At 48.1% G+C, this 23,405-nt stretch carries 19 protein-coding genes; 16 read left to right on the top strand and 3 right to left on the bottom strand.

All coding sequences use genetic code 11. The features are described from left to right. Positions 1-2 precede the first annotated feature (2 nt). The 3 genes from G451_RS0116525 to rbr all read left to right on the top strand — a co-directional run bounded on the left by G451_RS0116525 (position 3) and on the right by rbr (position 5,039). Positions 3-3,200: an efflux RND transporter permease subunit gene (locus G451_RS0116525; RefSeq protein ID WP_027185130.1), complete on the top strand. Its 3,198-nt coding sequence runs from the start codon at positions 3-5 to the stop codon at positions 3,198-3,200. A 27-nt stretch (positions 3,201-3,227) separates the two neighbouring features. After that, the gene (locus tag G451_RS0116530; protein ID WP_027185131.1) at positions 3,228-4,376 is read left to right on the top strand and encodes a trans-sulfuration enzyme family protein; all 1,149 of its coding nucleotides are present in this window, start codon (positions 3,228-3,230) and stop codon (positions 4,374-4,376) included. 87 nt (positions 4,377-4,463) lie between these two features. Further along, positions 4,464-5,039: a rubrerythrin gene (gene rbr, locus G451_RS0116535; protein ID WP_027185132.1), complete on the top strand. Its 576-nt coding sequence runs from the start codon at positions 4,464-4,466 to the stop codon at positions 5,037-5,039. A gap of 121 nt (positions 5,040-5,160) precedes the next feature. Here rbr and G451_RS0116540 read toward each other — a convergent pair whose 3' ends face one another. Beyond that, on the bottom strand, positions 5,161-7,425 hold the full coding sequence (locus G451_RS0116540) for a transglycosylase SLT domain-containing protein (RefSeq protein WP_084448621.1): 2,265 nt from the start codon (positions 7,423-7,425) through the stop codon (positions 5,161-5,163). A gap of 50 nt (positions 7,426-7,475) precedes the next feature. Between G451_RS0116540 and G451_RS0116545 the strand changes: the two genes are divergently transcribed. The 3 genes from G451_RS0116545 (at position 7,476) to G451_RS29915 (ending at position 9,830) form a co-directional block, all read left to right on the top strand. After that, complete coding sequence (locus G451_RS0116545) at positions 7,476-8,249, top strand: ParA family protein (RefSeq protein WP_027185134.1); 774 nt, start codon at positions 7,476-7,478, stop codon at positions 8,247-8,249. Positions 8,250-8,258: 9 nt separating this feature from the next. Further along, complete coding sequence (locus tag G451_RS0116550) at positions 8,259-9,458, top strand: hypothetical protein (RefSeq protein ID WP_027185135.1); 1,200 nt, start codon at positions 8,259-8,261, stop codon at positions 9,456-9,458. 90 nt (positions 9,459-9,548) lie between these two features. After that, positions 9,549-9,830, top strand: coding sequence for an amphi-Trp domain-containing protein (locus G451_RS29915; protein WP_051261588.1), 282 nt, complete (start codon positions 9,549-9,551; stop codon positions 9,828-9,830). A gap of 123 nt (positions 9,831-9,953) precedes the next feature. Here the strand turns inward: G451_RS29915 and G451_RS0116560 are convergent, their stop codons facing one another. Beyond that, the gene (locus tag G451_RS0116560) at positions 9,954-10,457 is read right to left on the bottom strand and encodes a hypothetical protein (protein WP_027185136.1); all 504 of its coding nucleotides are present in this window, start codon (positions 10,455-10,457) and stop codon (positions 9,954-9,956) included. 257 nt (positions 10,458-10,714) lie between these two features. On the opposite strand from G451_RS0116560, the gene G451_RS0116565 reads away from it, so the two are divergent. Genes G451_RS0116565 through dsrP form a run of 6 tightly spaced genes read left to right on the top strand, consistent with a single transcriptional unit; the run spans position 10,715 to position 16,282 of the window. Then, on the top strand, positions 10,715-11,263 hold the full coding sequence (locus G451_RS0116565; RefSeq protein ID WP_027185137.1) for an RsbRD N-terminal domain-containing protein: 549 nt from the start codon (positions 10,715-10,717) through the stop codon (positions 11,261-11,263). 28 nt (positions 11,264-11,291) lie between these two features. Further along, complete coding sequence (gene dsrM / locus G451_RS0116570; RefSeq protein WP_027185138.1) at positions 11,292-12,290, top strand: sulfate reduction electron transfer complex DsrMKJOP subunit DsrM; 999 nt, start codon at positions 11,292-11,294, stop codon at positions 12,288-12,290. A 39-nt stretch (positions 12,291-12,329) separates the two neighbouring features. Beyond that, positions 12,330-13,937 carry a sulfate reduction electron transfer complex DsrMKJOP subunit DsrK gene (dsrK, locus tag G451_RS0116575; RefSeq protein WP_027185139.1) on the top strand — a complete coding sequence of 536 codons (1,608 nt, stop codon included), beginning with the start codon at positions 12,330-12,332 and terminating at the stop codon, positions 13,935-13,937. A 3-nt stretch (positions 13,938-13,940) separates the two neighbouring features. Further along, entirely contained in the window at positions 13,941-14,321 is a 381-nt protein-coding gene (dsrJ, locus tag G451_RS0116580; protein ID WP_027185140.1) for a sulfate reduction electron transfer complex DsrMKJOP subunit DsrJ, read from the top strand. Next, a complete protein-coding gene (dsrO, locus tag G451_RS0116585) occupies positions 14,318-15,109 on the top strand; it encodes a sulfate reduction electron transfer complex DsrMKJOP subunit DsrO (protein WP_027185141.1) in 792 nt (263 codons plus the stop codon). The genes dsrJ and dsrO overlap by 4 nt, the downstream gene beginning before the upstream one ends. Positions 15,110-15,118: 9 nt before the next feature. Beyond that, entirely contained in the window at positions 15,119-16,282 is a 1,164-nt protein-coding gene (gene dsrP / locus G451_RS0116590; RefSeq protein WP_027185142.1) for a sulfate reduction electron transfer complex DsrMKJOP subunit DsrP, read from the top strand. A gap of 1,149 nt (positions 16,283-17,431) precedes the next feature. On the opposite strand, the gene G451_RS0116595 is transcribed toward dsrP, so the two are convergent. After that, on the bottom strand, positions 17,432-18,139 hold the full coding sequence (locus tag G451_RS0116595; RefSeq protein ID WP_169727893.1) for a PLP-dependent aminotransferase family protein: 708 nt from the start codon (positions 18,137-18,139) through the stop codon (positions 17,432-17,434). Between the two features lie 265 nt (positions 18,140-18,404). Between G451_RS0116595 and G451_RS0116600 the strand changes: the two genes are divergently transcribed. From G451_RS0116600 to G451_RS0116615, 4 genes are all read left to right on the top strand, one after another. Then, complete coding sequence (locus G451_RS0116600) at positions 18,405-19,967, top strand: DUF4139 domain-containing protein (protein ID WP_027185144.1); 1,563 nt, start codon at positions 18,405-18,407, stop codon at positions 19,965-19,967. Between the two features lie 192 nt (positions 19,968-20,159). Next, positions 20,160-21,635, top strand: coding sequence for a sugar transferase (locus G451_RS32990; protein ID WP_051261589.1), 1,476 nt, complete (start codon positions 20,160-20,162; stop codon positions 21,633-21,635). A gap of 121 nt (positions 21,636-21,756) precedes the next feature. Next, on the top strand, positions 21,757-23,049 hold the full coding sequence (locus G451_RS29925; protein ID WP_051261590.1) for an alkaline phosphatase family protein: 1,293 nt from the start codon (positions 21,757-21,759) through the stop codon (positions 23,047-23,049). 71 nt (positions 23,050-23,120) lie between these two features. After that, on the top strand, positions 23,121-23,405 hold a 285-nt coding region (locus tag G451_RS0116615; RefSeq protein WP_027185489.1), incomplete at its 3' end, for an IS5 family transposase.

The following is a 23,405-nucleotide window of genomic DNA, read 5'->3' on the forward strand; positions in this document are numbered from 1 at the left end:
ATATGAAATCCCTTCTTCGTTTTACGATAAGCCAGACCGTTTTTATTAATCTCATCTTCATTTTGCTTATGGTCGTTGGCGTTTTCTGCATGTACGACCTTCCAGTAGAGCGTTACCCAAACGTCCATATCGGTAAAGTCATTATTTCTGCATTTCTGCCGGGTGCTTCACCTGAAGAAGTGGAAGCGCTTGTGACGCGGGAAATTGAAGATGCCCTGGACGATTTGGAGAATGTGGAATACGTCCGTTCACGTTCCTATCGCGAACGAGCCAGCATTCTTGTCAAATTTATTGATGATACCGATTATAAAAAGGGATTTGACGAGCTACGATTTAAAGTTCTCAATATCCAAAATGATCTGCCGTCAGGCATGGACCCTCCCTTTTTCATAGAAATCCAAGTCAGTGAGTTCGTTCCCGCCGTCGTTATCAACTTGACCGGCAATCGCGAGAACCGTGCGTTGTCACTCATCGCCGATGAATTGAAGATTCCCCTTCAGCGCATTCCTGGAGTCAAAGAAATTGAGCTGCAGGGCGAGTACACCCGGGAATTCCATGTGACTCTCGATCCGGAAAAGCTCGTTCGCAACCGGGTGGTGTTCGATGACGTGGCGAACGCGTTGACTGCGGCCAACGTGACCATCCCGGCAGGGGATTTTACCGCAGAAAGCGGGGATTTTGTCATCGTGGTGGACGAACGTTTCCGGTCTCCGGATCAGGTGGCGGATACGGTCATTCGGCGGGATAAAGATGGATCATTTGTGACCGTGCGCGACGTTATGAGCCAGGCGCAAGTTTCCTACCGAGACCCTCATGTCATTACCTCCACCAACAGTCGTGATTCCGTCGCGCTCCGCATCATCAAATCACCGAGTGGCAATGCATTGGATATTGTTGGGGCCGTGGAAAAGGTGCTGACCGAATATGCTCCGGTTTTGGCCAAAGAAGGAGTGGACGCTGTTCTGACGCAAGACCAGCGTGTTTATATTGATGACGCCTTATCGACCTTGGGATTGAACTTGATGGCCGGGATCACGCTTGTCCTGATTATCATTTGGCTCGTCATGGGATTCCGCAATGCTCTGTTGACGACGGTGGGCATCCCATTTTCTTTTCTCGTTACGATGATCATCATGTGGCTTACCGGGAATTCGCTGAATGAAATCACCTTGTTTTCTTTCGTTCTGGTAAGCGGGATTATTGTGGACGACGCTATTGTCGTGGTGGAGAATGTATATCGACATATTCAGAAAGGAGTACCGCTCAAAGAAGCCGTTATAGAAGGCACGAGCGAAGTGTTTTGGCCCGTCATTTCAGCGACTGCGACGACAGTCGCTGCCTTTCTGCCCATGCTGATTATGACTGGATCGACAGGCGAGTTTTTTGCTCAAATTCCTAAAGCTGTAACCTATGCACTGGTTGCGTCTCTTATCGAGTGCTTGCTTATTTTACCGGCGCATATTCTTGATTGGCCGGGAACAAAAGGCATGGCCCGAGGGGAAGGACTTCATCATCGAGACCCGGCGTTCATGGTGTGGCTCAAGGATCGTGTCGATGGGCTTGTCTGCCTTTTTTTACGTCATCGTTTGAAAGCGCTGGCAGGGATGCTCGCTGTGTTTCTCGGAGCACTTTTCATTCTTGGAGTTTCCTTGTCGGGAAAGATGAACCTCATTCGTATCAAATTTTTTCCCGATGATTATAATATCTATTATGTTGAAATGTTTGGTCCTGTTGCAACCCCTATTGAAGACACAGATAAACGATTGAAAACCGTATCGTCGTATCTGGCATCACTTGGTCCAGGGATGGTCAAATCGGCTGATGCTAATGCCGGCTTCTACATGACTGAGGATCATGAGACATTTTATGGGGCGAATACAGGGTTTATTGCAGTTGAATTGCCAACTAAAGAAAATCAAGTCTTCCCTGACGCACCGCAGAATGATCCTGTGGCGTTGTTGGAGTATATGCGAAATGACCTGCAAAAGCGTTTTCAGAAGGATGGTTGGGAGGTACACGTACGCGCCGAAAAAGGTGGGCCGCCTGCCGGGAAAGATGTCAACGTACGTATCCTGGGGCCTGACGTCGCTTCTGTAGAAGGACTTGGGGGGCAGGTTCTCGATTTTTTGAAGACCGATTCGAAAATTTCGCCATGGCTTACTGATCTCGGCGCAGATAATGGAGAGCCCAACCGCGTTTTTCGCTTTTCTCCCATACGGGAGCGTATAGCTGAATATGACCTGACACCACGGCAAGTAGCGGCTCTTGCAGGATCGGTTCTTGATGGTCGGTTTGTTGGTGAATACCGTCTGTCCGATGAAGATGTTGACCTCCGTCTAAAAATAGATCCCAAGACATTGATTTCGCCCGAAGACGCGTTGAGTATTCCTGTCTTTGAACATGATTTTTCAGCCGTCCGTCTGGGGGACCTCGTGACGGTCTCGACGTATATCGAACCTGGCCAAAAAAATCGGTTTCAGGGGCAAAGGGCCATTACTGTAACAGCAAATATCAAACCGGGAGCGCCGATTTCCGGTCCCATGATCGTGCGAGCGGTTAAAGCTTTTCATGAATCCATTGCTGCAAAATACCCTGGAGCATCACTGGACTTTGCCGGGGAATTCGAAAGTACATCCAAGTCGTATACGTCGTTGGGGTATGCCTTTTTCCTGTCCATTCTCATTATTTATTTGATACTGGCGACCCAGTTTCGTTCCTATACACAACCGGTTATCATTTTGTCGGCTGTAGTGTTTGCTTTGACTGGTGTTGTCTTTGGGACATTCATTACCCGATCATTGTTTACGGTAAATAGTTTCATTGCCACAGTGGGTGTCACCGGGGTGGTCGTCAATGACTCGTTGGTGCTTATCGATTTTATCAATCGGTTATACGCATCTGGCATGTCCAAGCTTGAAGCGATCCGAGAAGGAGTGCGCATCCGACTGCGTCCTATTCTTTTGACCACTTTGACAACCACGTTGGGCTTGCTCCCTATGGCTCTCGGGATACCCAAATATTCTCTTGTCTGGGGAACCATGGCAACAAGCTTTGTGACTGGCCTGTGTACAGCGACAGCGCTGACGATTGTTATCGTTCCTGTGGAATGGAGCCTACTTATTTCTTGTATCGATTGGGTTAGGCGCAGGAAGGCCGGGAAGAATGTTAAGAAGAAGTCCAAAAATGTCATGACATCGTGATTTCAGACCATCCAGGGGGAACGCCGTATGGCGAAAGAAAATTTATCGATAGAAAGTACCTGCGTTCACGCGGGAACGTACTTTGACCCAGCTACCGGGGGCGTGAATACGCCTATCTTTACATCTTCTTCGTTCCGCTATCCCAGTCCGGATGGTGTGGGGCGTTACCCTCGATACCAGAATGTCAAAGGGGTCAATGCTGCCGCTGTCAAACTGGCCGTTTTGGAACACGCTGAAGACGGGATCATCGTCTCTTCAGGCATGAGCGCCGTGACAGTCTCGCTGTTACCGTTTTTATCCAGCGGGCATCATGTCATTCTTCCTGGTGATATTTATGGTGGAACTCACCATATGGTGATGGCTGAGTTTCCGAAACTCGGAATCGTCTATGAATTTCTCAGCGAATTTACAGCGCAAACCGTGGCGGACTCGATCCGGCCGGAAACGCGAATTGTCTATATTGAGACCCCTTCTAATCCTCGACTTGGCATTGTCGATCTTGCCGCTATCGCTCAGGTCTGTCGGGAACGAGGGGTTCTGACTGTGGTCGATAATACGTTTGCGTCACCTATTAATCAGAATCCGATTTTACTCGGCTGCGATATTGTTCTGCATAGTGGAACGAAGTATCTGAATGGGCATAGTGATTTATGCTGCGGTGCCGTGGTTTCGTCGGCAGTACTTATGGAGTCGATTCGCGAAACGGCGGTGAATCTTGGAACCAGTCTCAATGCCATGGATGCCTATATCCTCGAACGTGGCATGAAGACGCTTGCGCTTCGTATGGAACGGCAAAATGAAAATGCCATGGTGCTGGCAGGCTTTCTTCAAAATCATGATGCTGTGACCCATGTTTACTATCCCGGTCTCGAATCCCATCCCGGTCATGACATTGCTTGTCGGCAAATGCGGGGATTTGGTGGAATGCTTTCATTTGAGCTTGATGGAGACGCGTTGGAAGTCGAACGCTTTTTAGAATGTCTGCGCCTGGTAACACCGGCACTGAGTTTGGGGGGTGTTGAAACCCTGGTGTGTGTGCCTGCGCAAACCTCGCATGTCAAAATGTCGGCTGAAGATCGAGCGCAAGCAGGAATTACCGATACGCTTGTTCGAGTTTCCGTCGGTATTGAAAATATAAACGACATCATTGACGATTTTTCCGATGCGTTAAATTGAGGAACGGTGAGATACTGGCCTTTACATTATTTTATGCTATAGGAAGCTCTCAACGCATAATCATTGACGATAGTAAAAGGAGAAATCATGAAGTCACTGAAAGGAAGTCAGACTGAAAAAAATATTCTCACAGCCTTTGCCGGTGAATCGCAGGCCCGCAATCGGTATGTGTATTTTGCCAAACAAGCCAAAAAAGATGGTTTTGAGCAAATTAGTTTCATTTTTGATGAAACAGCGGAGCAGGAAGTGATGCATGCCAAACGGCTTTTTCAGTTTCTTGAAGGTGGAGAAGTTGAGATTTGTGCTGCATTTCCAGCCGGAGTCATTGCCGATACCCGGTCCAATCTGCTTGCGGCCGCTGCGGGCGAACATTACGAAACGACCGAAATGTATCCCGGCTTTGCGAAAATAGCCCATGAAGAAGGCTACGAAGAAGTGGCCACGACATTTGAAAAAATTGCTGTTGCCGAAGCCTATCACGAACAACGCTACGTTGAACTGGCCGGCAATATTGAAAATGATCGTGTTTTCAAACGTGCCGAGCCGGTGAAATGGCGCTGCCGTAAGTGTGGGTATATCCACGAAGGAACCATGCCTCCACAAAAGTGTCCGGCTTGCCAGCACCCCATGTCGTATTACGAAATCGCTCAGCACAACTGGTAATCTGGGTTTCCATAGATGGAATTGCACGGGGGAGGCTTCGGTCTTTCCCGTTTTTTTATTGGTTCTCGATGGGGTGAGCCATGTCCGTAAGACTTTCTGTCTCTGTGTAATTTTTTTCAGCTCACCATAAGCGTCTATACATTGTCGCATTGTTGAGAATGCGCCGGACATAATTACGTGTTTCCGTATAGGGAATGAAGGCGATGAACAAGTCTTGATCGAGGTTTCCGAGGTGGGCATTCCAAACGTCGGCCTTTTTGAATCCGGCGTTGTAACTGCATAACGTTGGGACAATTGCATTATAACGAGAGAATCGGCGTTTGAAGTAGGTGATGCCGTAGCGAAGATTGAATGCGGGATTGAAGAGTTTGTTACGGCTATAGGAACGATCCTTGAGCCAGGAAGCAATGGTTTTTCCTGTCGCTGGCATAATTTGCATTAATCCTATGGCACCGACCCCTGATACAGCGGAAGGGTTGAAATAGCTTTCTTGTCTAATCAGGGAAGAAATAATGGTTGGGTCGATGTCTGTTCCCTGAAGATTGGCAATGATGTCTGAAGCGTATTGTTGTGGATACAAGATGGAGCGGATGGGCATAAGGCCTTCAGGAGAACCGCGAAAGAGGCATCCTCCGAAAGTACGCCACAGAGGACGAGCAGCGTCCATATGCTTCCCCATGGTAGCGGCGAGTCGGGCACTCTGACAGGCAAGACCTCCGTCGTGGGGCTTGGCTCGCGATGCGGCTTCCCATTCGGGCAGTGCCAATGTGTTCAGGCCTACGGATTCGAGAACAAGAGCTCTATTCGATGCCGGTGTTGTTGCAGCGATGCCAGGATCGAAATTCGTCGATGTGGGGCATCGTGGTGCGCCTGGGATGGGAGCAACCGGTTTGACAGCATGCGGATCGATGTTGGCCGTGTCGCGTAATTGAGCGAGGAGGCGAGCACTTTCATAGCCATAGTATGTATTGGGCCAGGTGAGCGCAGTATATTTGAATTGTGCCGCAGCATGGTGAAGTTGGTTATTGGCCATGAGGGCTTTGCCGGAAAAGTAGTGGACAGCTCCTTGTTCCTCTGCTCCCGAGGCAATGGAAGTATAGGCAGCCAAGCGTTCAACAGCTTGACTTGGTCTTCCCAAGGCAAGAGGCAGAATTGCACCGAGCCATTGCGCTTGTTTGGCGGTTTTCGGGCCAGCTGTAGCCACAAGAATATCAGCTTGTTTCAATGCTTCAGCAAAGCGGGCATGTTCAATGAGATAGAGCATTAACAGTTTGCGTGAAGCATGAACAACTCGTGCGTCCGATGGATTCATGGCAAGGACGCGTTGCAGCGCACTTTCCATGTCGGCTTCGTCAGTTTCTTTTCCGTATCGCCAATATCCTTTTGCCTGGTGGTACAGTGCCCAGGGAGCAAGGCCTGATTGCGGAGCCGATCTAACGACGTGTTCCAATGTCTCAATGGACTTTCGAGTTTTGCGGAGTCGATAGAGCGCTTTCCCTTTATAATACAAAATACGATTGCGGTCTGCGGTGGTTTTCAGCAATTTGTCGGCGAGTTGTAAGGCGTCTTGCCCTTTACCCCGATCGATAAGGCGTGTGAGCATCTTTCGTTGGACCGTTTCGGCATTGGGATTGAATGCAATCGTTCCTTGTGTGTGCAACTCATGAGCAAGCGTCGTAGCGGCTGCTGCCGAATTGGTCCAAGGATAGGTTTTCAGGCAGGTTTCCAGCAAATTCGCAGCCGTTTTGGACTGACCGATGCGGCTGGCACAGACAGCGGCACGCAATTGAACGTATGCGCGGAGACTGTTTCCTGACTGAGCAAGCCAACTTTGATAGCGGGCGAGGGCTGCTTTGTAACGCGCAAGATATTCAAGACATAGAGCACGTAAGAAAAGTAGATCTCGGCGTAAGAGTTCTTTTCCTGGAGATTGAGCCGCACGATCAAATGTATTCAATGCGTATTGAAAACGTCCCAGTTTGAATTCGCAGAGTCCTTGATAATAGAGAATGTAGGCTTGAAGCGGGCCAACTTCTGTAGCCGTTTTCGCGAGTTCCTGTTGAGCTCTGCTCAATTGTCCTTGCAGATAGCGTTCGATCCCAGCCCGCAAAGCCTGGGCTTGCGGGAGTGGGGAAGGAAAAAGCCTGGTATTCGGGGATGAGCAGAGCGGTTTTGTTGACGAAGGGAGAGGTACATTTCGGGGGGACTGCGGAAGGGTGTACGAAGCAGCAAAGCTTTGGGAGCCTCCGGCGAGCGTCATCATGAGCACGAAGCTCGCCACCACCATAGCGTATTGCCGTGTGATAGTTTGTAATCTAAGCCCCAGGAGCCAAGGGCGCTCGTCTTGATCTGTCCTAGGAAATGGGAAATACTGAGAATCATTCATTGCATTTCATCCTGCTGCGGTTGTGCCGCGGCCGGCAAGGAGTCGTCTTTATGCGTACCATCGCCGTTGTTAACCAGAAAGGCGGGGTTGGCAAGACCACCTCTGTCGTAAATATCGGGGCTGGCCTGACTCGATTGGGATATTCCGTACTGTTGATCGACCTCGACCCCCAGTCCCATCTGACTCTGTCGCTCAGTGTAGAACCTGACGAGACGCGAGCCACAATGTTCGATGTGTTATCCGACTCGGCGAAGCTTCATCAAGCTATTGTTGATGTCGAAGGGATGCACCTCGTTCCTGCGTCTTTGGACTTGGCGCAAGTCGACGCCGTATTTTCAGCGACATCGAATTGGGAATTTCTCCTCGCGGATGCATTGGTCGACTTGCCCCCCGTTGATTTTCTCCTGTTTGACTGCCCACCAAACTTGGGATTGCTGACGGTTATGAGTCTCTGTGCTGCTCGGGAAGTCTTTATTCCGCTCCAACCAGAGTTTCTCGCGCTCCACGGCCTTGGCAAGTTGGCTGAGACGGTTGGCGCCGTCAAGCAGCGCCTCAACCCTCCTTTGGAGATAACCGGTATCATCGCCACACGCTATCAAAAGCGAAAAAAATTGAATCGTGAAGTAATCGTCAAGATTCGGGAATATTTCGGTGATATCCTTTTTACTACGAAAATCCGTGACAATATTGCCGTGGCCGAAGCGCCGAGCTTTGGACAGGATATTTTCAGATATTCCCCGCACAGTAATGGGGCACTCGATTACATTAACCTTTGCCGCGAAATTGCGGCGCAATCGGGGCGGAATGATATGAGCGCCCCATGAGGCACGTTCATGGCAGATCAATCCCGCCTTGGTAAAGATCCACTTCAAGGGCTCGCTGGATCGCGAAATACGTCGCAACGACGTCCTGGTTTACACTCTGAAGCCACGCATTATGAACCGTTTTCCATGCCTCTGAGTGGCTTTGAATCACGAGAAAACCGAATAGTGCAGTCGGTCGATGATAAGCAACCAAGTGTTGAACCGTCACATACATCCTCGGCTTTGCTTGATGGATTGTTTTTGCCGTATTTTGAAATGAATGAGGACGGTATTATTGTCTTCGGTAATCGTGCTTTCAATGAACTGGTGGATCTTGATGAAACCATCGGGAGCTCTTTCGCGAGACATTGTGTACTCGGTCGATGGCGTGAGGTGGAACAGCATGCCTGCACCTGTGCCCTTGAGCAATCGGAAGGGCGCGGCGATTTCATGGAGATTCGTGGCCGGAAGGGCTTGCTCCAAGTTACAGTCTTGCGACGTCGCATGACAAGCCCAGAAGGAGATCCGCGGCTCTGCTGTACCATTATTGATACGAATGCCTTGCGAATGACCGACGCAAGTGTTGCGGAGTCTTCTCGACGTGATTTTCTTCCTCGTCTTGGTGGACTGATGACCGCGATGGCTGACGAAGACAACGGTGATGGTCTTGAATCGTCGGACCGGTTTACGCTCTTTTCCGAATTGCTTTTGGACAGCTATGATCTCTTGCCGTCAGCCGGTGTGGATTTACGTTCTTTTTTGGATCGACTCGCGGATAAAATTACGGCCGTCGCACCGCATATTTCCGTTACAGTCGAGATAGAGCTTGATACGACATCGTTCTACGCCATTCGATTTGTTCCCGAAGAAGATTGGGATACGAGAAACGATGTTGAAGCAATCGTCGCATTTGAGAAAGCATATAGTATCGCTTTGGCTTGTGTGCTTGCCCTTCGTATGGCCGGTATTGATCCGTTAATTCCAGAAGATGCGGTAAAAAGTGCACAATACGAGGAAGATACGAAGGAACTGAGTATTTGTGTAAGGTGCCCAGACGAGAAGGCATGTGTTCGTATCTTCGATAATGCCTCCGACGGGGGAATCTTTTCAAAAGAGAAAGTGTCACTGAAAAGCGAAGCCGGACTCCGTCTTCAACGTTTTGTTAGGGCTCGAGGCGGCGCTGTTTTTTTGAAGAAAATCAAGGCCACGGAGCTCCAAATCACTTTTTAAGGAAAAGATTGGACACGAGGAGATCGAATTCGGTATTGACCGACATTCAGTCGGTTTCATGATTCCCAACTCCAGCAAAGGAAAAATACAATGGGTAAGAGCAAAGTGAAGATGGAAGGCATCATGGAGTTACGAGAGGTTATTGCATACCTTGAAGACGTGGTGTCAAATATGAAGTCCGGAGCGATTTGCATGACCGCCGGGGAAGATTGTGTCACCTTGCGGCCGTCGAGCATTGTTGATGTGGAAATGAAGGCCTCGCAGAAGAAAGACAAAGAAAAATTTTCAATTGAAATCAGTTGGCGTCCGGCCAATCGAACAGAAGAGCCGAGCGTAACGATTTCGGGCACATCTGATGAGTCTGGCATGTAAAGCTTGTGGGCGAGGGGGCCGCATCACGTGGAATATTTGCCTATAGCCATTCAAAGCTGGCTCGCATAAACGCAAGCCGGCTTTGAATGGCTATAGTGTTTCATGACAGGCGAGAATGGTCGCCTAAATCAGTGCGAGTTCTTTGAGGAGGCGATTTGCTTTGGCTGTCAGAATAAAACCCTTCAACTTTTCTCCGTCTTCAAGACGGATTTTAATTCTCAAAATAAATCCGCCAAGATAGAGTTCTTCGACATCGTTTTCTGCATATTGGCGAATCATGCTTTTGGGCATGATGCCTCGGAAAAGGCTGATTCGGCACGTGTAGACGATATCACAAAGAAGATCGAGTTGCGAAGGGGTGGGCAATGTTTCATTTGACGTACACGCTCTTTTCGGGCCTTCCAGAAATTTGCGACCGGTGGACGTCAAACGTAACCCCTTGACGCCTTTGCCACAGGGGAAAGTGAGCTTCACCCACTGCAAAATATCGGAATGTACAAGCTCGTTTATATCCTTCTCATCATACATAAACGCGTGCTTGCGGGGGAGAGTCCCCTGATAGCGATCAATAGAATCAAAATCGGCCACTGTTTGAACTATATTCATTTGCCTTTCTGTCAAGGTCATGTGTTCCTCGTGAAAAGTCGACATACTGAAAACAGATTGTCTGTACAACCAACCTCGTCAAGTTGCAAACCCATTCTTTTTGAGTGTGATTTTTCATATTTGTCAATTTTGCTTGTTTTTGCCTCTCACGAAATTGTAGGGTAAAAGGGGCTATTCAGTCGCTTCCTATTTTGATAATGACTCTCAAAACTTTACAAATGCTCAATTTTTGATAAGTGTTCAGCCGATTGGCATTTGTGAATAAAAGGACGATCCTCTTGACAAAAAAACTCCCACTCCTCATTGCACAAAACCGCGCGAAGGTGGAACAAAAGTGGTTCGACGCAATTTTGTCGACGTATGCTCCTGAAACCGCCACCGTGTGGAAAAAGGAAAAGAATCGCTTTGCAAACCCTGTTTGCCATGCCTTTTCTGTCTGTATCGCCGCCGTCATTGATTATCTTGTCAGCAACGATGCCGATACCGATAGCCGGTTGGAGGCCGCCAAACCTGGTTTGGAAGAGGTGGTTCGCATCCGCGCCGTTCAGAACTTTGCGCCGTCGGAAGCATTAACTTTTCTGCCTCTCCTGAAAAAAGTTGTCCGTGAGATGTTCTGGAACGATCTTGCAGGCTCCGACATGGCAGTGGAGTTCCTGGCACTCGAGTCACGTATCGACGTCGTCTTGCTGCTGGGCCTTGACATCTATAGCAAATGCCGGGAAAAGCTCTTCGCACTGCGCATCAAAGAGCTTAAGAATACGCACGCGACCCTGCTTCGGCGGGCGAACTTGGTCTGCGAACTTTCGGACACTGTCCCGAAATCGTAACGTGAAACAGCAAACGAGGTGAGGCTACATGGCAGCGTTTTTCTCTTTAGTTGCGGTAGCGGCGCTCATGCTCATCGCCTATGTAGGCGCGGGCGCCGGGATGCAGGGTTTTTTCGGCATATTTTTGCCGTACGTGGCAATCGCGGTTTTTATCGTCGGATTTGTCATCAAAATTTATAACTGGGCGTCTGCTCCCGTGCCGTTTCGGATTCCGACAACGGCTGGACAGCAAAAGTCCTTACCGTGGATCAAGCGGAATCGGTTTGATAACCCGACTTCGGGATTTGAGACCTTCGTTCGCATGATTCTCGAAGTCGTGACGTTCCGCTCCTTGTTTCGGAACACGTCCATTCAGCTCGACAAAGAACAAGGCCGGGTCGGATTTAATTCCGCGAAATGGCTGTGGTTGTTCGCGCTGACCTTTCATTACTGTTTTCTTTTGGTTCTGATCCGACACTTGCGTTTTTTCCTTCAACCCCTGCCTGCCGGTATTGCCAACCTCGATTTCATGGACAGCATCCTGCAGATCGGCGCTCCTCAGCTCTACATTACTGACATTGGTATTCTTGTTGGTCTGGGCTTCTTGCTCCTGCGCCGCTTTTTCGACTCGAAAGTCCGGTATATTTCTCTTCCGTCGGACTACTTCCCGCTTTTTCTCATTCTTGGAATTGCTCTCACCGGAATGTGGATGCGTTATATCACCAAGGTCGACGTCATCAATATTAAAGACCTCGCGTACGGACTGGTCACTCTGTCTCCCGTCCTTCCTTCGAATATTAGCGCGACCTTTTTTGTCCATTTATTTCTCGTGTGTGTGCTGTTCATGTACTTTCCTTTCAGCAAGCTCATGCACATGGGCGGCGTCTTTTTGAGCCCCACCCGCAACCTTCCGAATGACAGCCGCATCAGACGGCATATCAATCCTTGGAACGATCCTGAAGTTAAGCCGCATTCCTATGCCGCTTATGAAGATGATTACAGGGAAAAGATGATTGAGGCCGGATTGCCGGTGGAAAAGGAAGCGTAAAAATTTGCCGAAACAGGCGTGATTTCAAAAGGAGTGACCATGGCTAAGATGCCACCCCCAGAAGAATTACTGGATATCAAGTACACGACGCCCGTGAAGGGATGGATGGATATCCGTCCCGAATTTCGGCCGGGCGTTTTCAGTTATCCCGGCAAACCGGATATCATCAAAGGCCTGGGGTTCCCCAATTCCCGTGAATGGAAACCCACAGATGAAGACTGGAAACTTCCGGAAAACTGGCGCGAAATTATTTCGGAAGGCTTCCGTGAGCGCCTGAAGAAATACCGCTCGTTTAAAGTCTTCATGGACATTTGTGTACGCTGCGGTGCTTGCGCCGATAAGTGTCACTATTTCATTGGGTCGGGTGATCCGAAAAATATGCCCGTTCTGCGTGCTGAGCTTTTGCGTTCCATCTACCGCAACGACTTCACCTTTGCCGGAAAAATTCTTGGCAAGTTGGCCGGTGCACGCAAGATGGAAGAAGACGTGATCAAAGAATGGTTCATGTACTTCTATCAGTGCACGGAATGTCGCCGCTGTTCGCTTTTCTGCCCCTACGGCATCGACACCGCCGAAATCACCATGATGGCGCGTGAACTGCTGCATCTTGTCGGATTGAACATCAACTGGATCATGGAACCGGTCAGTAACTGTAACCGTACCGGGAACCACCTTGGTATCCAGCCGCATGCCTACAAAGACATGATGGAGTTCCTCATTGATGACATCGAGGATATTACCGGTATTCGTGTAGATCCGCCTGTCAACAAGAAGGGAGCTGAGATTCTGTTCATCACCCCTTCAGGTGACATCTTTGCCGACCCCGGTATCTTTACCTACATGGGCTATCTCATCTTGTTCCATGAGTTGGGACTGGATTACACGTGGTCCACATACGCATCTGAAGGCGGTAACTTCGGGCTTTTCACCAATGATACCATGATGAAAAAGCTCAATGCCAAAATGTACGCCGAAGCCGAACGCCTGGGTGTCAAATGGATTTTGGGTGGTGAATGTGGTCACATGTGGCGCGTCATCAACCAATACATGGATACCATGAACGGGCCGGCAGATTTCCTTGAAACACCGGTCAGCCCTATTACGGGAACTCGTTTTAACGCCGCTGCCGGTACAAAGATGCTGCATATCTGCGAATTTACCGCAGACCTCATCAATAACAACAAGCTCAAACTTGATCCTTCGCGTAACGGCAACATCAAAGCCACCTTTCATGACTCGTGCAACCCGGCGCGTGCCATGGGCTTTTTCGAAGAACCGCGCTACATCATTAAAAATGTGGTTCCCGAATTCTACGAAATGCCCTCCAACACCATCCGTGAGCAAACATTCTGCTGCGGTGGTGGTGCCGGTTTGAACAACGAAGAGTTCATGGAGATGCGCCTGCGTGGTGGGCTGCCTCGAGGCAGCGCCGTGAAGTTTGTGCGCGATAATCATGATGTCAATACGTTGGCCTGCATCTGCGCCATCGACCGCGCCACCTTGCCTCCGCTTTGCGATTACTGGGCTCCTGGCGTTAACGTGGCCGGTGTCCACGAACTTGTGGGCAACGCCATGATCTTAGAGGGCGAGCAGGAACGTACTACCGACCTGCGCGGGGAACCCTTGCCCGGTTACGAGGAGGAATAAGGCATGTATAACGCGAAATATATCGTACCCGGCCTGCTCGTGTTTCTTGCTCTTGTGTTGATGCCCTTTTTCTTCAAGGGAGATAAGGACTTCGACGTAAAACTTGAATTGCCGAAGGATGTCAAGCAATGTGTCATGGCAACCGAATGGATGCGTACTTCCCACATGCAACTGCTTAATGAATGGCGAACGGAAGTCATTCGCGACGGCGAACGCATCTTTGTCAATGCCGAAGGCAAGGAATACAGCAAGAGCCTGACGAACACCTGTATGCGCTGCCACGACAACAAAGAAAAGTTCTGTGACCAGTGCCACAATGCTGTGGGTGTTGCTCCCTATTGCTGGGATTGCCACAACACTTCTCCGACGGGGGCGAATCAATGAAAAAGGATAGACGTACAGTATTGAAAATGGCGGGAGTTGCCGCCCTTGGCGTCGGAGCAGCCAAGCTGAGCTTCTTGGCTGATGGCACCGCCCAGGCCAGTGAAGCGAAATCCACCGTTCCTACGGTCGAAAACTTTCAGCACCCGTTGAAGGCCGAGCAGTGGTCGTTTGTCGTCTTTGCCAACAAGATGACTCCGGAAATCCGCGAGAAAATGGCCCATGCGTGTCACTCGATCCACAACGTGCCCAATATTCCGACCAAACAGAACATCAAATGGTTGTGGTCGGCGCCTTTTGAACAGGCATTCCCGAATCAGCATAATCATCACCTTGCTGAAGGTGTTGAAGAAAACGACTACTTGTTGCTGTGCAACCATTGTGAGCAGCCTCCCTGCGTGCGCGTCTGCCCGACGCAAGCCACGTTTAAGGACCCCCGCAATGGCATCGTGAAGATGGACTGGCACCGCTGCATCGGCTGCCGCTATTGCATGGCCGGTTGCCCGTACGGTGCACGGAGTTTCAACTTCCAGAATCCTCGGCCTTTCATTGAGAAGATCAACCCGACATTCCCTACACGGACTCGAGGGGTTGTTGAAAAGTGCACGTTCTGCTCCGAACGCTTGGCTCAGGGCTTGGCCCCGGCCTGCGTCGAGGCCTCTGAAGGCACGATGATCTTCGGCGATCTGAAAGATCCGAAATCGGAAGTCCGCGAAGCGCTGAAAGAGCATTTCACCATCCGTCGCAAACCTGACGCCGGCACCCAGCCTTGCGTCTACTACGTCATATAAGGAGCGGTCATGCTTGAAAAAGCCTTGAAAGGAAGCCCGAGGTACTGGGGACTGCTCTTCGCGCTTCTCGCCATAATCGGCCTGGGCGCGGGATTCTACCTGTACCAGCTCACTGTTGGCCTGAAAGTTACCGGTATGAGCCGTGACGTATCCTGGGGCTTCTATATTGCCCAGTTTACGTATCTCGTCGGCGTGGCCGCTTCGGCCGTTATGCTGGTGCTTCCCTATTATTTTCATCATTTCAAAGCCTTCAGCAAGATGATCATCCTTGGTGAGTTCCTTGCAATCGCCTCGGTCGTCATGTGTTTGGGCTTTATCGTTGTTGATATCGGTTCTCCGCAACGTATGCTCAACGTCATGCTGTACCCGACGCCGCATTCGATTCTGTTCTGGGACATGATCGTTCTGAACGGTTACCTCCTGCTCAATCTCGTTATCGGCTGGACGAGCCTGTCGGCGCATCGGAAAAAAATGGATCCGCCCAAGTGGGTTAAGCCGCTGGTCTATACTTCCATTATCTGGGCCTTTTCCATTCACACGGTCACGGCCTTCTTGTACGCCGGTCTGCCGGGTCGTCACTACTGGTTGACCGCCATCATGGCTGCTCGCTTCCTTGCTTCGGCGTTCTGCTCCGGGCCGGCTATTCTGCTGCTGCTGACGCTGTTGCTCAGAAAACTGACTAAGTTTGATCCGGGCAAAGAAGCCATCAAGGCGTTGTCCACGATTATTACGTATGCGATGTGTGTGAACGTCTTCTTCTTCCTGCTCGAAGTGTTCACCTCCTTCTACAGCAATATTCCTGGCCACATGGCACCGCTGGTCTACCTCTTCTCGGGTATCGATGGACACGCTGAACTCGTGCCCTTCATGTGGACTGCTACCATTTTGGGACTTGGTTCTTTGCTTTTCCTTATTCCGCCTTCGATTCGTTACAATGAAAAGGCTTTGCCCATTGCGCTTATCGCTCTGGTTATCGCAACCTGGATCGATAAGGGGATGGGCCTCATCGTTGCCGGTTTCAACCCGACGCCGTTTGAAACCATTACTCCCTACATGCCGACCGTGCCGGAACTCCTTATTTCCTGCATGATCTACGCAACGGGTGGTTTGGTTCTGACGGTTCTGTGGAAAGTGGCGAAAGAAGTTCGTCTTGAGCTTGAAGGCAAAGGCTAAGACGTATTATTACGTCAATAGGCTGATTATGAAGGCGCTTCCTTTGGGGAGCGCCTTTTTTTATGCTGTGTGTTCGGCCTTGTGTGAAGTTGAGATGAAAGTTCTCTCCATCATTTGATGCTGGCTGGTCGAAGGAGATTGTTGTGAACATGGAGGAAGAAGGAAGAATAAACGGACACAGAACGATGATTTATTGAAAGTACACTTATGTCTGATCTTACGTAGATGGTGTTATGGAGATTTCATGATATGCTGTTTGATTGAACTGTAGGATAAAGTGCAGAATATTTGATGTTTATATATGATATTTTAGAGAATAGTCTTTTGAAATGGGCCAGGAATGGAGAATAACAATTCATAGTTGTTTATAATGTCTATTGATTTCTAATCGCAGAAAATCTTTATGTAACAAAGCAGACATTTTTATTTTTTTTCTTATCTTTCTTTGTAAACATGAAAAATGTACCGCCACTGCAACCTCAAATATCTTATAAAATAACGACGATATTCACTTCGAAAGCTTATTTATGAGTGCAATAATGATTCTGAATGATGTGTTGTATGGAAGTGTTGTGCAAACTGTATGATATGAAGAAATAGAGCAAAATGAAGAGAGAATTTTTGCATTTTTTTCTATAAAAACTATAGTGATTAATGATAATGCATATTGGAGTTCAATAAAATTGTAATGCTCGATGATCTTTCAATCACCGAGCATTTGATGTCTCCTGCGCAGGAGGCAGCCCTCAGTTTGGGCTATGTTATAGATGGTAAATTTTTATATTGAGCTGCGGTATAAAGCGACCCTAGACAGAAAATAAAAAAACATATCTCATATATCAATACGCATCATTTTTCATTATGTCCATAATAATAATGCAGTGGAATGTAAAAAATATGAGTAGAGTTCGAAGTCATGTTTACAAAATTTAAAAATGTATCGGTGCGATCCATGTACCTGTTTTTCCTATACGAAGTGAGGGACATAGTGGTTGGGTTGAAGTCACGTGACAGAATAAGCACGGTGGGAAGGAGGGTTCTTTCCTTCGGAAAGAACCCTTGAAGTTATTGTCGTATTTGGGGGATTATATTGGAAGGCTGGTTTGCAGAGATATTGACTCGAGTAACTGTGCTGATGCGATATGTCGTTTACAATTTACTTATGCCATACATTGGGTCAGTTGATGAATAAATAAGGAGATCAGCTTGAAAGTTATTACAAGGAAGGGAAGGCGTTCTGTCTTCAACTGCGCCTGCTACATCTAATATAAAAAAAACATTGTGGGTATCACATGCAGAACGAAGTACGTCAAAATATCCCTTTGGCGCATTAAAAAGTGGTTCTGCAACAACTGCTGCAATTTCATTATTATTGCTCAGATATTGCTTCATATAGGAGGCACAACGCAACCCACAAGCGTGGCAATCACCAGAATTATCCCAGAGGCAATTCGTTGGATCAGGAGGCGGAATGTGTTCCCCCCCTGGCAAGTATTCTGCAAGACCGGCACGAAACAATGCCTCTGCGCTAATATGCCCATCTCCCCTAGAAGTAAAACCAGGCATTGGAAGTGGATTCATAAGGAAAACGGCATGGAACTTTCCGGTCCCCATTCGAGCAATTTCCAAAGCAAGTGTCAGTGCCTGTACCGGGTCAGGTGCGAAAAGTGTGTCATATTGTGATGATTGAACAATCTGTGCACGCTCCGACAACGCCTTAATGAGACGACTTGTTCGCTTCCCCGAGGCAAATCTGCTTGTTTTGTTTGAAAGGATTGTATTTTGAGAGGAGGAATATGTGGTATATCTTGGAAATGATGTACCACACGTTTGGAACCGAAGAGAGAGTTGTGTCATGGCTTTCCTTCCATATCTCATTAAAGGAGCAAGAAGAGGACGAGTTGGGGACCAATGAAAGCGTGCCCGAACACACAGATCTTTGATAAACGCATTGAATTGACAAAATGATCTCGGGCTCATGATATTTCCTTATCACCTAAGCAAGTTCCTGCTGAAATAGTGCACCTTTTGTGGTTTTTCGTTACAAGAGAACGTATCGTTTCATACTTTGAAAGAATTGTGCCCAAGAACAAAAATAACCAATACGAACTATGGAGTCGGTATGAAGCCGTTTTTCTACATTCTTTTTGCTATTGCCGTGATGATGTTCCCTGGGAGCGGACAGGCCGAGATAACCTCTATCTTAATGTACCCTTCGCAATGTCGGGTGACGCAGCACTTTCAATTGCAACCTGAAACACAGAAACAAAATCAACGCGTTTTGTTCAATTTGCCAGGGGAGGCCGATCCCGACACGCTGGTGGTTCATGTGCTGACCCCCTCGGTGACGCTTGCCAATATCACGTGGGATAGAGTGAATCGTCTTGACAAAAAACATGTTGCACAGCTGCGAGCCGAGCTCGAAGCTGCGAAAACCCAACTTGCCAATATCGGAGCAAAAATTAATGCAATTAATGCCCGGATTACGTTCTGGACGAACAGTAAGATGGGGGAAATGACCTCTCCGACAGCAGAGCAGTTGTCTCAAATCGCATCGACATTGGGCCAAGAAGTTGAATCGTTGTTCTCTTCCCGGCATCCTTTGGAAAATGAACAAAAAGAGATTCAGCGGAAAGTGGATTTACTCCAAAAAAAACTTGATAATGCCACAGGGCATGTTCGCACCTTGTGGCGTGTTAAAGCAGACCTGACAGGAGCTGCAGCAGGGCCGATTGATTTAGAAACGATTTCCACCATGTCAGGTTGTGGGTGGTCTCCGATTTATCGTTTTAATGCTGTTCCTGAGAAAAAAACGGTTGAATTCACATTTGAGGCGCAAATACGACAGGGACTTGGCCAAAACATTGAACAAGTTGATGTTGCTTTGGCCACCCTTGCTCCGCGTCAAGGCTTAATACCGCCTGCGGTGTCTCCCTGGGTTATTGCTCCTCGTCCGAAAGTTCAGGCTCGTGCTTTTAAGGCGATGGCGCCGGCACCGATGGCGGATATGGCAATGGAAGTGGTTCAAAGTAATGCTGCTGGAGGCGCCGGTGTGCCCCAGGAGGATCGACGTGGAGCTTCCTATGCTATTTGGCATCTCGGGAAGCGGAATTTGATCGCAGGAGAAGACACGCAGCTTCTTATATCCACACAGAATGTCGAAAGCGAATTTGTCTACACAGTTCGACCGTCGGCTGAACTGGCTGCGTTTCTGACGGCCAAGGCAGACTTCAATAAGAGTATTTTACTGCCACGAGGACAGGCCATCTTTCTTGTGGATGGAGCTCTTGTCGGAAAACGTCCTTTCGAAACTGCGCAACAAAAAAATGATCTATTTTTTGGGCGTGCGCCGTCAATTGATGTGAAAAGCAATCTTGTCTCAAAACAATCCGGTGATGCCGGAATTATCACGTCGAAGCAAACCTATCGTTGGGATTTTGCCTACAACATTACCAATAATGCACAACATCAAGTCGATGTGATTGTTCAAGAGGCAAAACCACAGGTACGAGACGAAAACATTAAACTGACGATAACAAGTGACCCCAAAGCCACAGAAGCCCCGGATGATCCCCACGTTTTTTTGTGGAATTTGTCCATTCCTCCCGGAAAAAAACAGACCGTTTCCTATGCGGTTGCACTTGAAGCCCCCAAAGATATGGCACTTGATCTTGGTTGGAGATAGGAAGTCTACAGAAAAGCCCGATGAGTGCTGCAACTCGTCGGGCTTTTCAGCAAAATTCCCCCATAAAAAATGGCATATTTCCTGCTTCTACTATCTACAGAATGTGGTATGTATAATCTTTAGATACATTGCAGAGATGTCATGACTTCGGTGACGAATTATCGTTAAGACTTTTGGGGGGAAGCACACAATATGATGAATCCATACTCCCGTTTCACAACACAAGCAGATCCATCCGAAACAGTGCATGCCAAGCCCGCAATATGTGTCGGGCCTTTAGGTCGACATGATATATGGCCGTTGGCTGTTTTCATCATAAGCTGCCTTTATGATGCTCTCGTATTTTTTATGTCTCCCATATTTGCCAATATTGTATTGTTGCAGTTCGAATATGTATATGCATTGCCTCTTACAAAATCGGCTTTGACGTTTCCTGTTGGTCTCACAGCACTCTTTCAAACGTTTATCTTATTCTTTTTCGGTGTGTATAACCAACAGATCAATTTTCTTAATCTTGAAGATGCCAAGCGTACTTTTTTAGGGCTCATTTTGGGACTCGCTTGTGCTGTTCCCGCCCTAGCCGCTTTTCGGGCGCCTCATGTGGCGAGTTTGGTTCTTTCGTCTTTTCCGCTGACATTTATTATGGTTTTTTATGGTCGTCTGACGGTAAATGATCGACTTTGTGCACTGCGAAAAAAATGTGGAACCCCAGCCCTTATTTATGGTGCAGGGAATTTAGGCCGAGAAATTTATTCTTTGCTCAATTGTTCTTCAAAAACAAGTTTGCATCCTGTCGCGTTTATTGATGACGATCCGGAAAAACTGGGAATATCCATTGCTGCCTCAAGTTTGTTCCAATGTGATTGTTTGAATGTCATGGGCACACGGGACGATATTGATCGGCTTATTCATGAGTTAGGCATTCGTGAAATTTTTATTGCCTTTGCCGTTCGTGACGACAAACACATGGAAGTGATCGTTCGTGAGTTGGCAGGAACAGGGTTGACAGTCAATATTTTGCCATCGTTGTATCACCTTGACAGGAATGCATTGGAATATTTCTTTGTCGACGGTATTCCTGCTGCTCGTGTTGTTTCAATCACAACGCCACAGAGCTTTTCATTCAAGCGCTTTTTTGACCTTGTAATCACGGCAGGTCTGCTCGCTGCCTTGTGGCCAATCTTTTGTTGCATCGCATTGGCTGTTAAACTGGATTCCAAAGGGCCAGTTATCTTTGCTCATGATCGAATTGGCAAAGATGGTAAATCGTTTACCATGTATAAGTTTCGCAGCATGACCGTTGATGCATGTCCTTATCAGGTCAATCCCACCAAACACTGTGATCCTCGATTGACGCGTGTCGGTCGCATTTTACGGAAAACCAGTCTGGATGAACTCCCCCAGCTGTTTAATGTTCTCAAAGGGGACATGTCATTAGTGGGGCCGCGTCCTGAGATGCAATTTATTGTCGATGACTATGATAAAGAAGCCCGGCGACGCCTTGAAGTGCTCCCCGGAATTACCGGGTTGTGGCAAATAAGCGTAGACCGAAAACATGCAATTCACGAGAATTTGTCATATGATTTGTATTATATTCGCAATTCGGGCGTGTTGCTTGATATCGTGATTTTATTGAAAACTATTGCCTTTTTGTTCCGCGGTATATAACTTTTATTCCTTTGAGCGTTTGCATGCCAAGAGAGACGGTTGCTTTCGTCTCTTTTCGCATACATTTTGATCACGTATTCACGAAAGCACAGCCTAACGTCTTGACATATGAGGAAGTGACATGAGCAAAAAAGCCCTTGTCATTGGACTTGATGGTGTACCGCACAACCTTTTGGTTGATTGTATAGAACGTGGCATTACTCCTCATCTTGGCCGTCTAGTCCAGGAGGGGAGTTTGTCCTCCATGGAAGTTACTCAACCACCGATTTCTTCCGTTTCATGGACTTCTTTCATGACCGGTATGGATCCGAGTCATCATGGGATTTACGGTTTTACTGATGTCAATCGAACCTACGGCCTGACATTGCCTTCCTTTCGTGACGTCAAAACAAAAACAATTTTTGATCGTTTGGGCGAAATCGGTTTATCTTCCGTAGTATTGAATTTGCCTGCCACCTATCCTGCGCGTTCCATTCCCGGTGTTCTCGTTTCCGGATTTGTTGCTCCAGATTTACAAAAAGGGGTGGCTCCGGCTTCTCTTTATCCCAAACTGAAAAAGATGCATTATACAGCAGATATTGATCTGCCACGAGTATTGGCCGACAAGCGCCTTCTCTTCCCGGAACTCGAACGTACCTTGCTCGTGCGCCAGGAAGCTGTTGATATGCTTTGGGAGGAGAGTGATTGGTCCCTTTTTATGGTTGTCGTGACCGGAACAGACCGACTGCATCATTATGCGTTTGATGCATACACGGATGCTTCGCACCCCGATCATGATCGATTTTATGGCTATTATGCTCGTGTTGATGCGTTTGTTGGTACATTGATGAAACGGTTTGAGTCGGATTTCCAGGACCATGATCGTTTTCATCTCGTTCTCTCCGATCATGGATTCGGTCCGTTGGAAACGGAAGTCTATCTCAATACAGTACTTCATCGCGCAGGACTGCTTGAATATGCGAAACCAGATCCGCGTATGATTTCCGATATTGATCCTGCTCGAACTCAAGCTTTTGCCATGGACCCGTCGCGAATTTATCTGAATCGAAAATCCCGATTTGCTGGAGGGACGGTGCAGGAAGATGATGCCGAAGGGTTGCTTGACGACCTTGAATCATTGTTTATGGGACTTCGTTTTCGTGACACTCCTGTCATTGCAGCGTGTCTGCGTCGCGAAGAATTGTATACCGGCCCTCTCGCACAGGAAGGACCGGATATGGTGCTCATTCCGCATCCGGGGCGCGACCTCAAAGGGATGATGGGAGCTCCAGACATTTTTGGGAAAAAAGCATTTACCGGCATGCATACACATAACGATGCATTTGCCATCACGAGTCACAACGCTGCACCGGATCATATTCTTGGAGCTTCTCGGGCGGTGATGAATTTCTTTGGAATCGACTCCAATTCCTAGGTAGTGTCGTCACAAGATTGCTTTATTCTTCTTTTCCTGGCATCGGATACTAAAAGGAAAAAGAAGACAGAATGAAGAGTGCAGCACATAGACGACATGATATTTCTGACCGGGTATGGGAGTTGCTCGAACCTCATTTACCAGGAAGAAAAGGAACGTGGGGAGGTGTCGCCCATGACAATCGGCTTTTCATTAATGCCGTTTTCTGGATACTCCGAACTGGGGCTCCATGGAGAGATCTTCCACCCGATTACGGCGATTGGAAAAATACACATCGTCGATTTTGTCGTTGGCGTGACAAGGGAATCTGGGAATCTCTACTTGAGAAGTTAATAGATGACGCTGATTTTGAGTGG

The sequence above is a fragment of the Desulfovibrio inopinatus DSM 10711 genome, from assembly GCF_000429305.1.
Classification (GTDB): domain Bacteria; phylum Desulfobacterota; class Desulfovibrionia; order Desulfovibrionales; family Desulfovibrionaceae; genus Alteridesulfovibrio; species Alteridesulfovibrio inopinatus.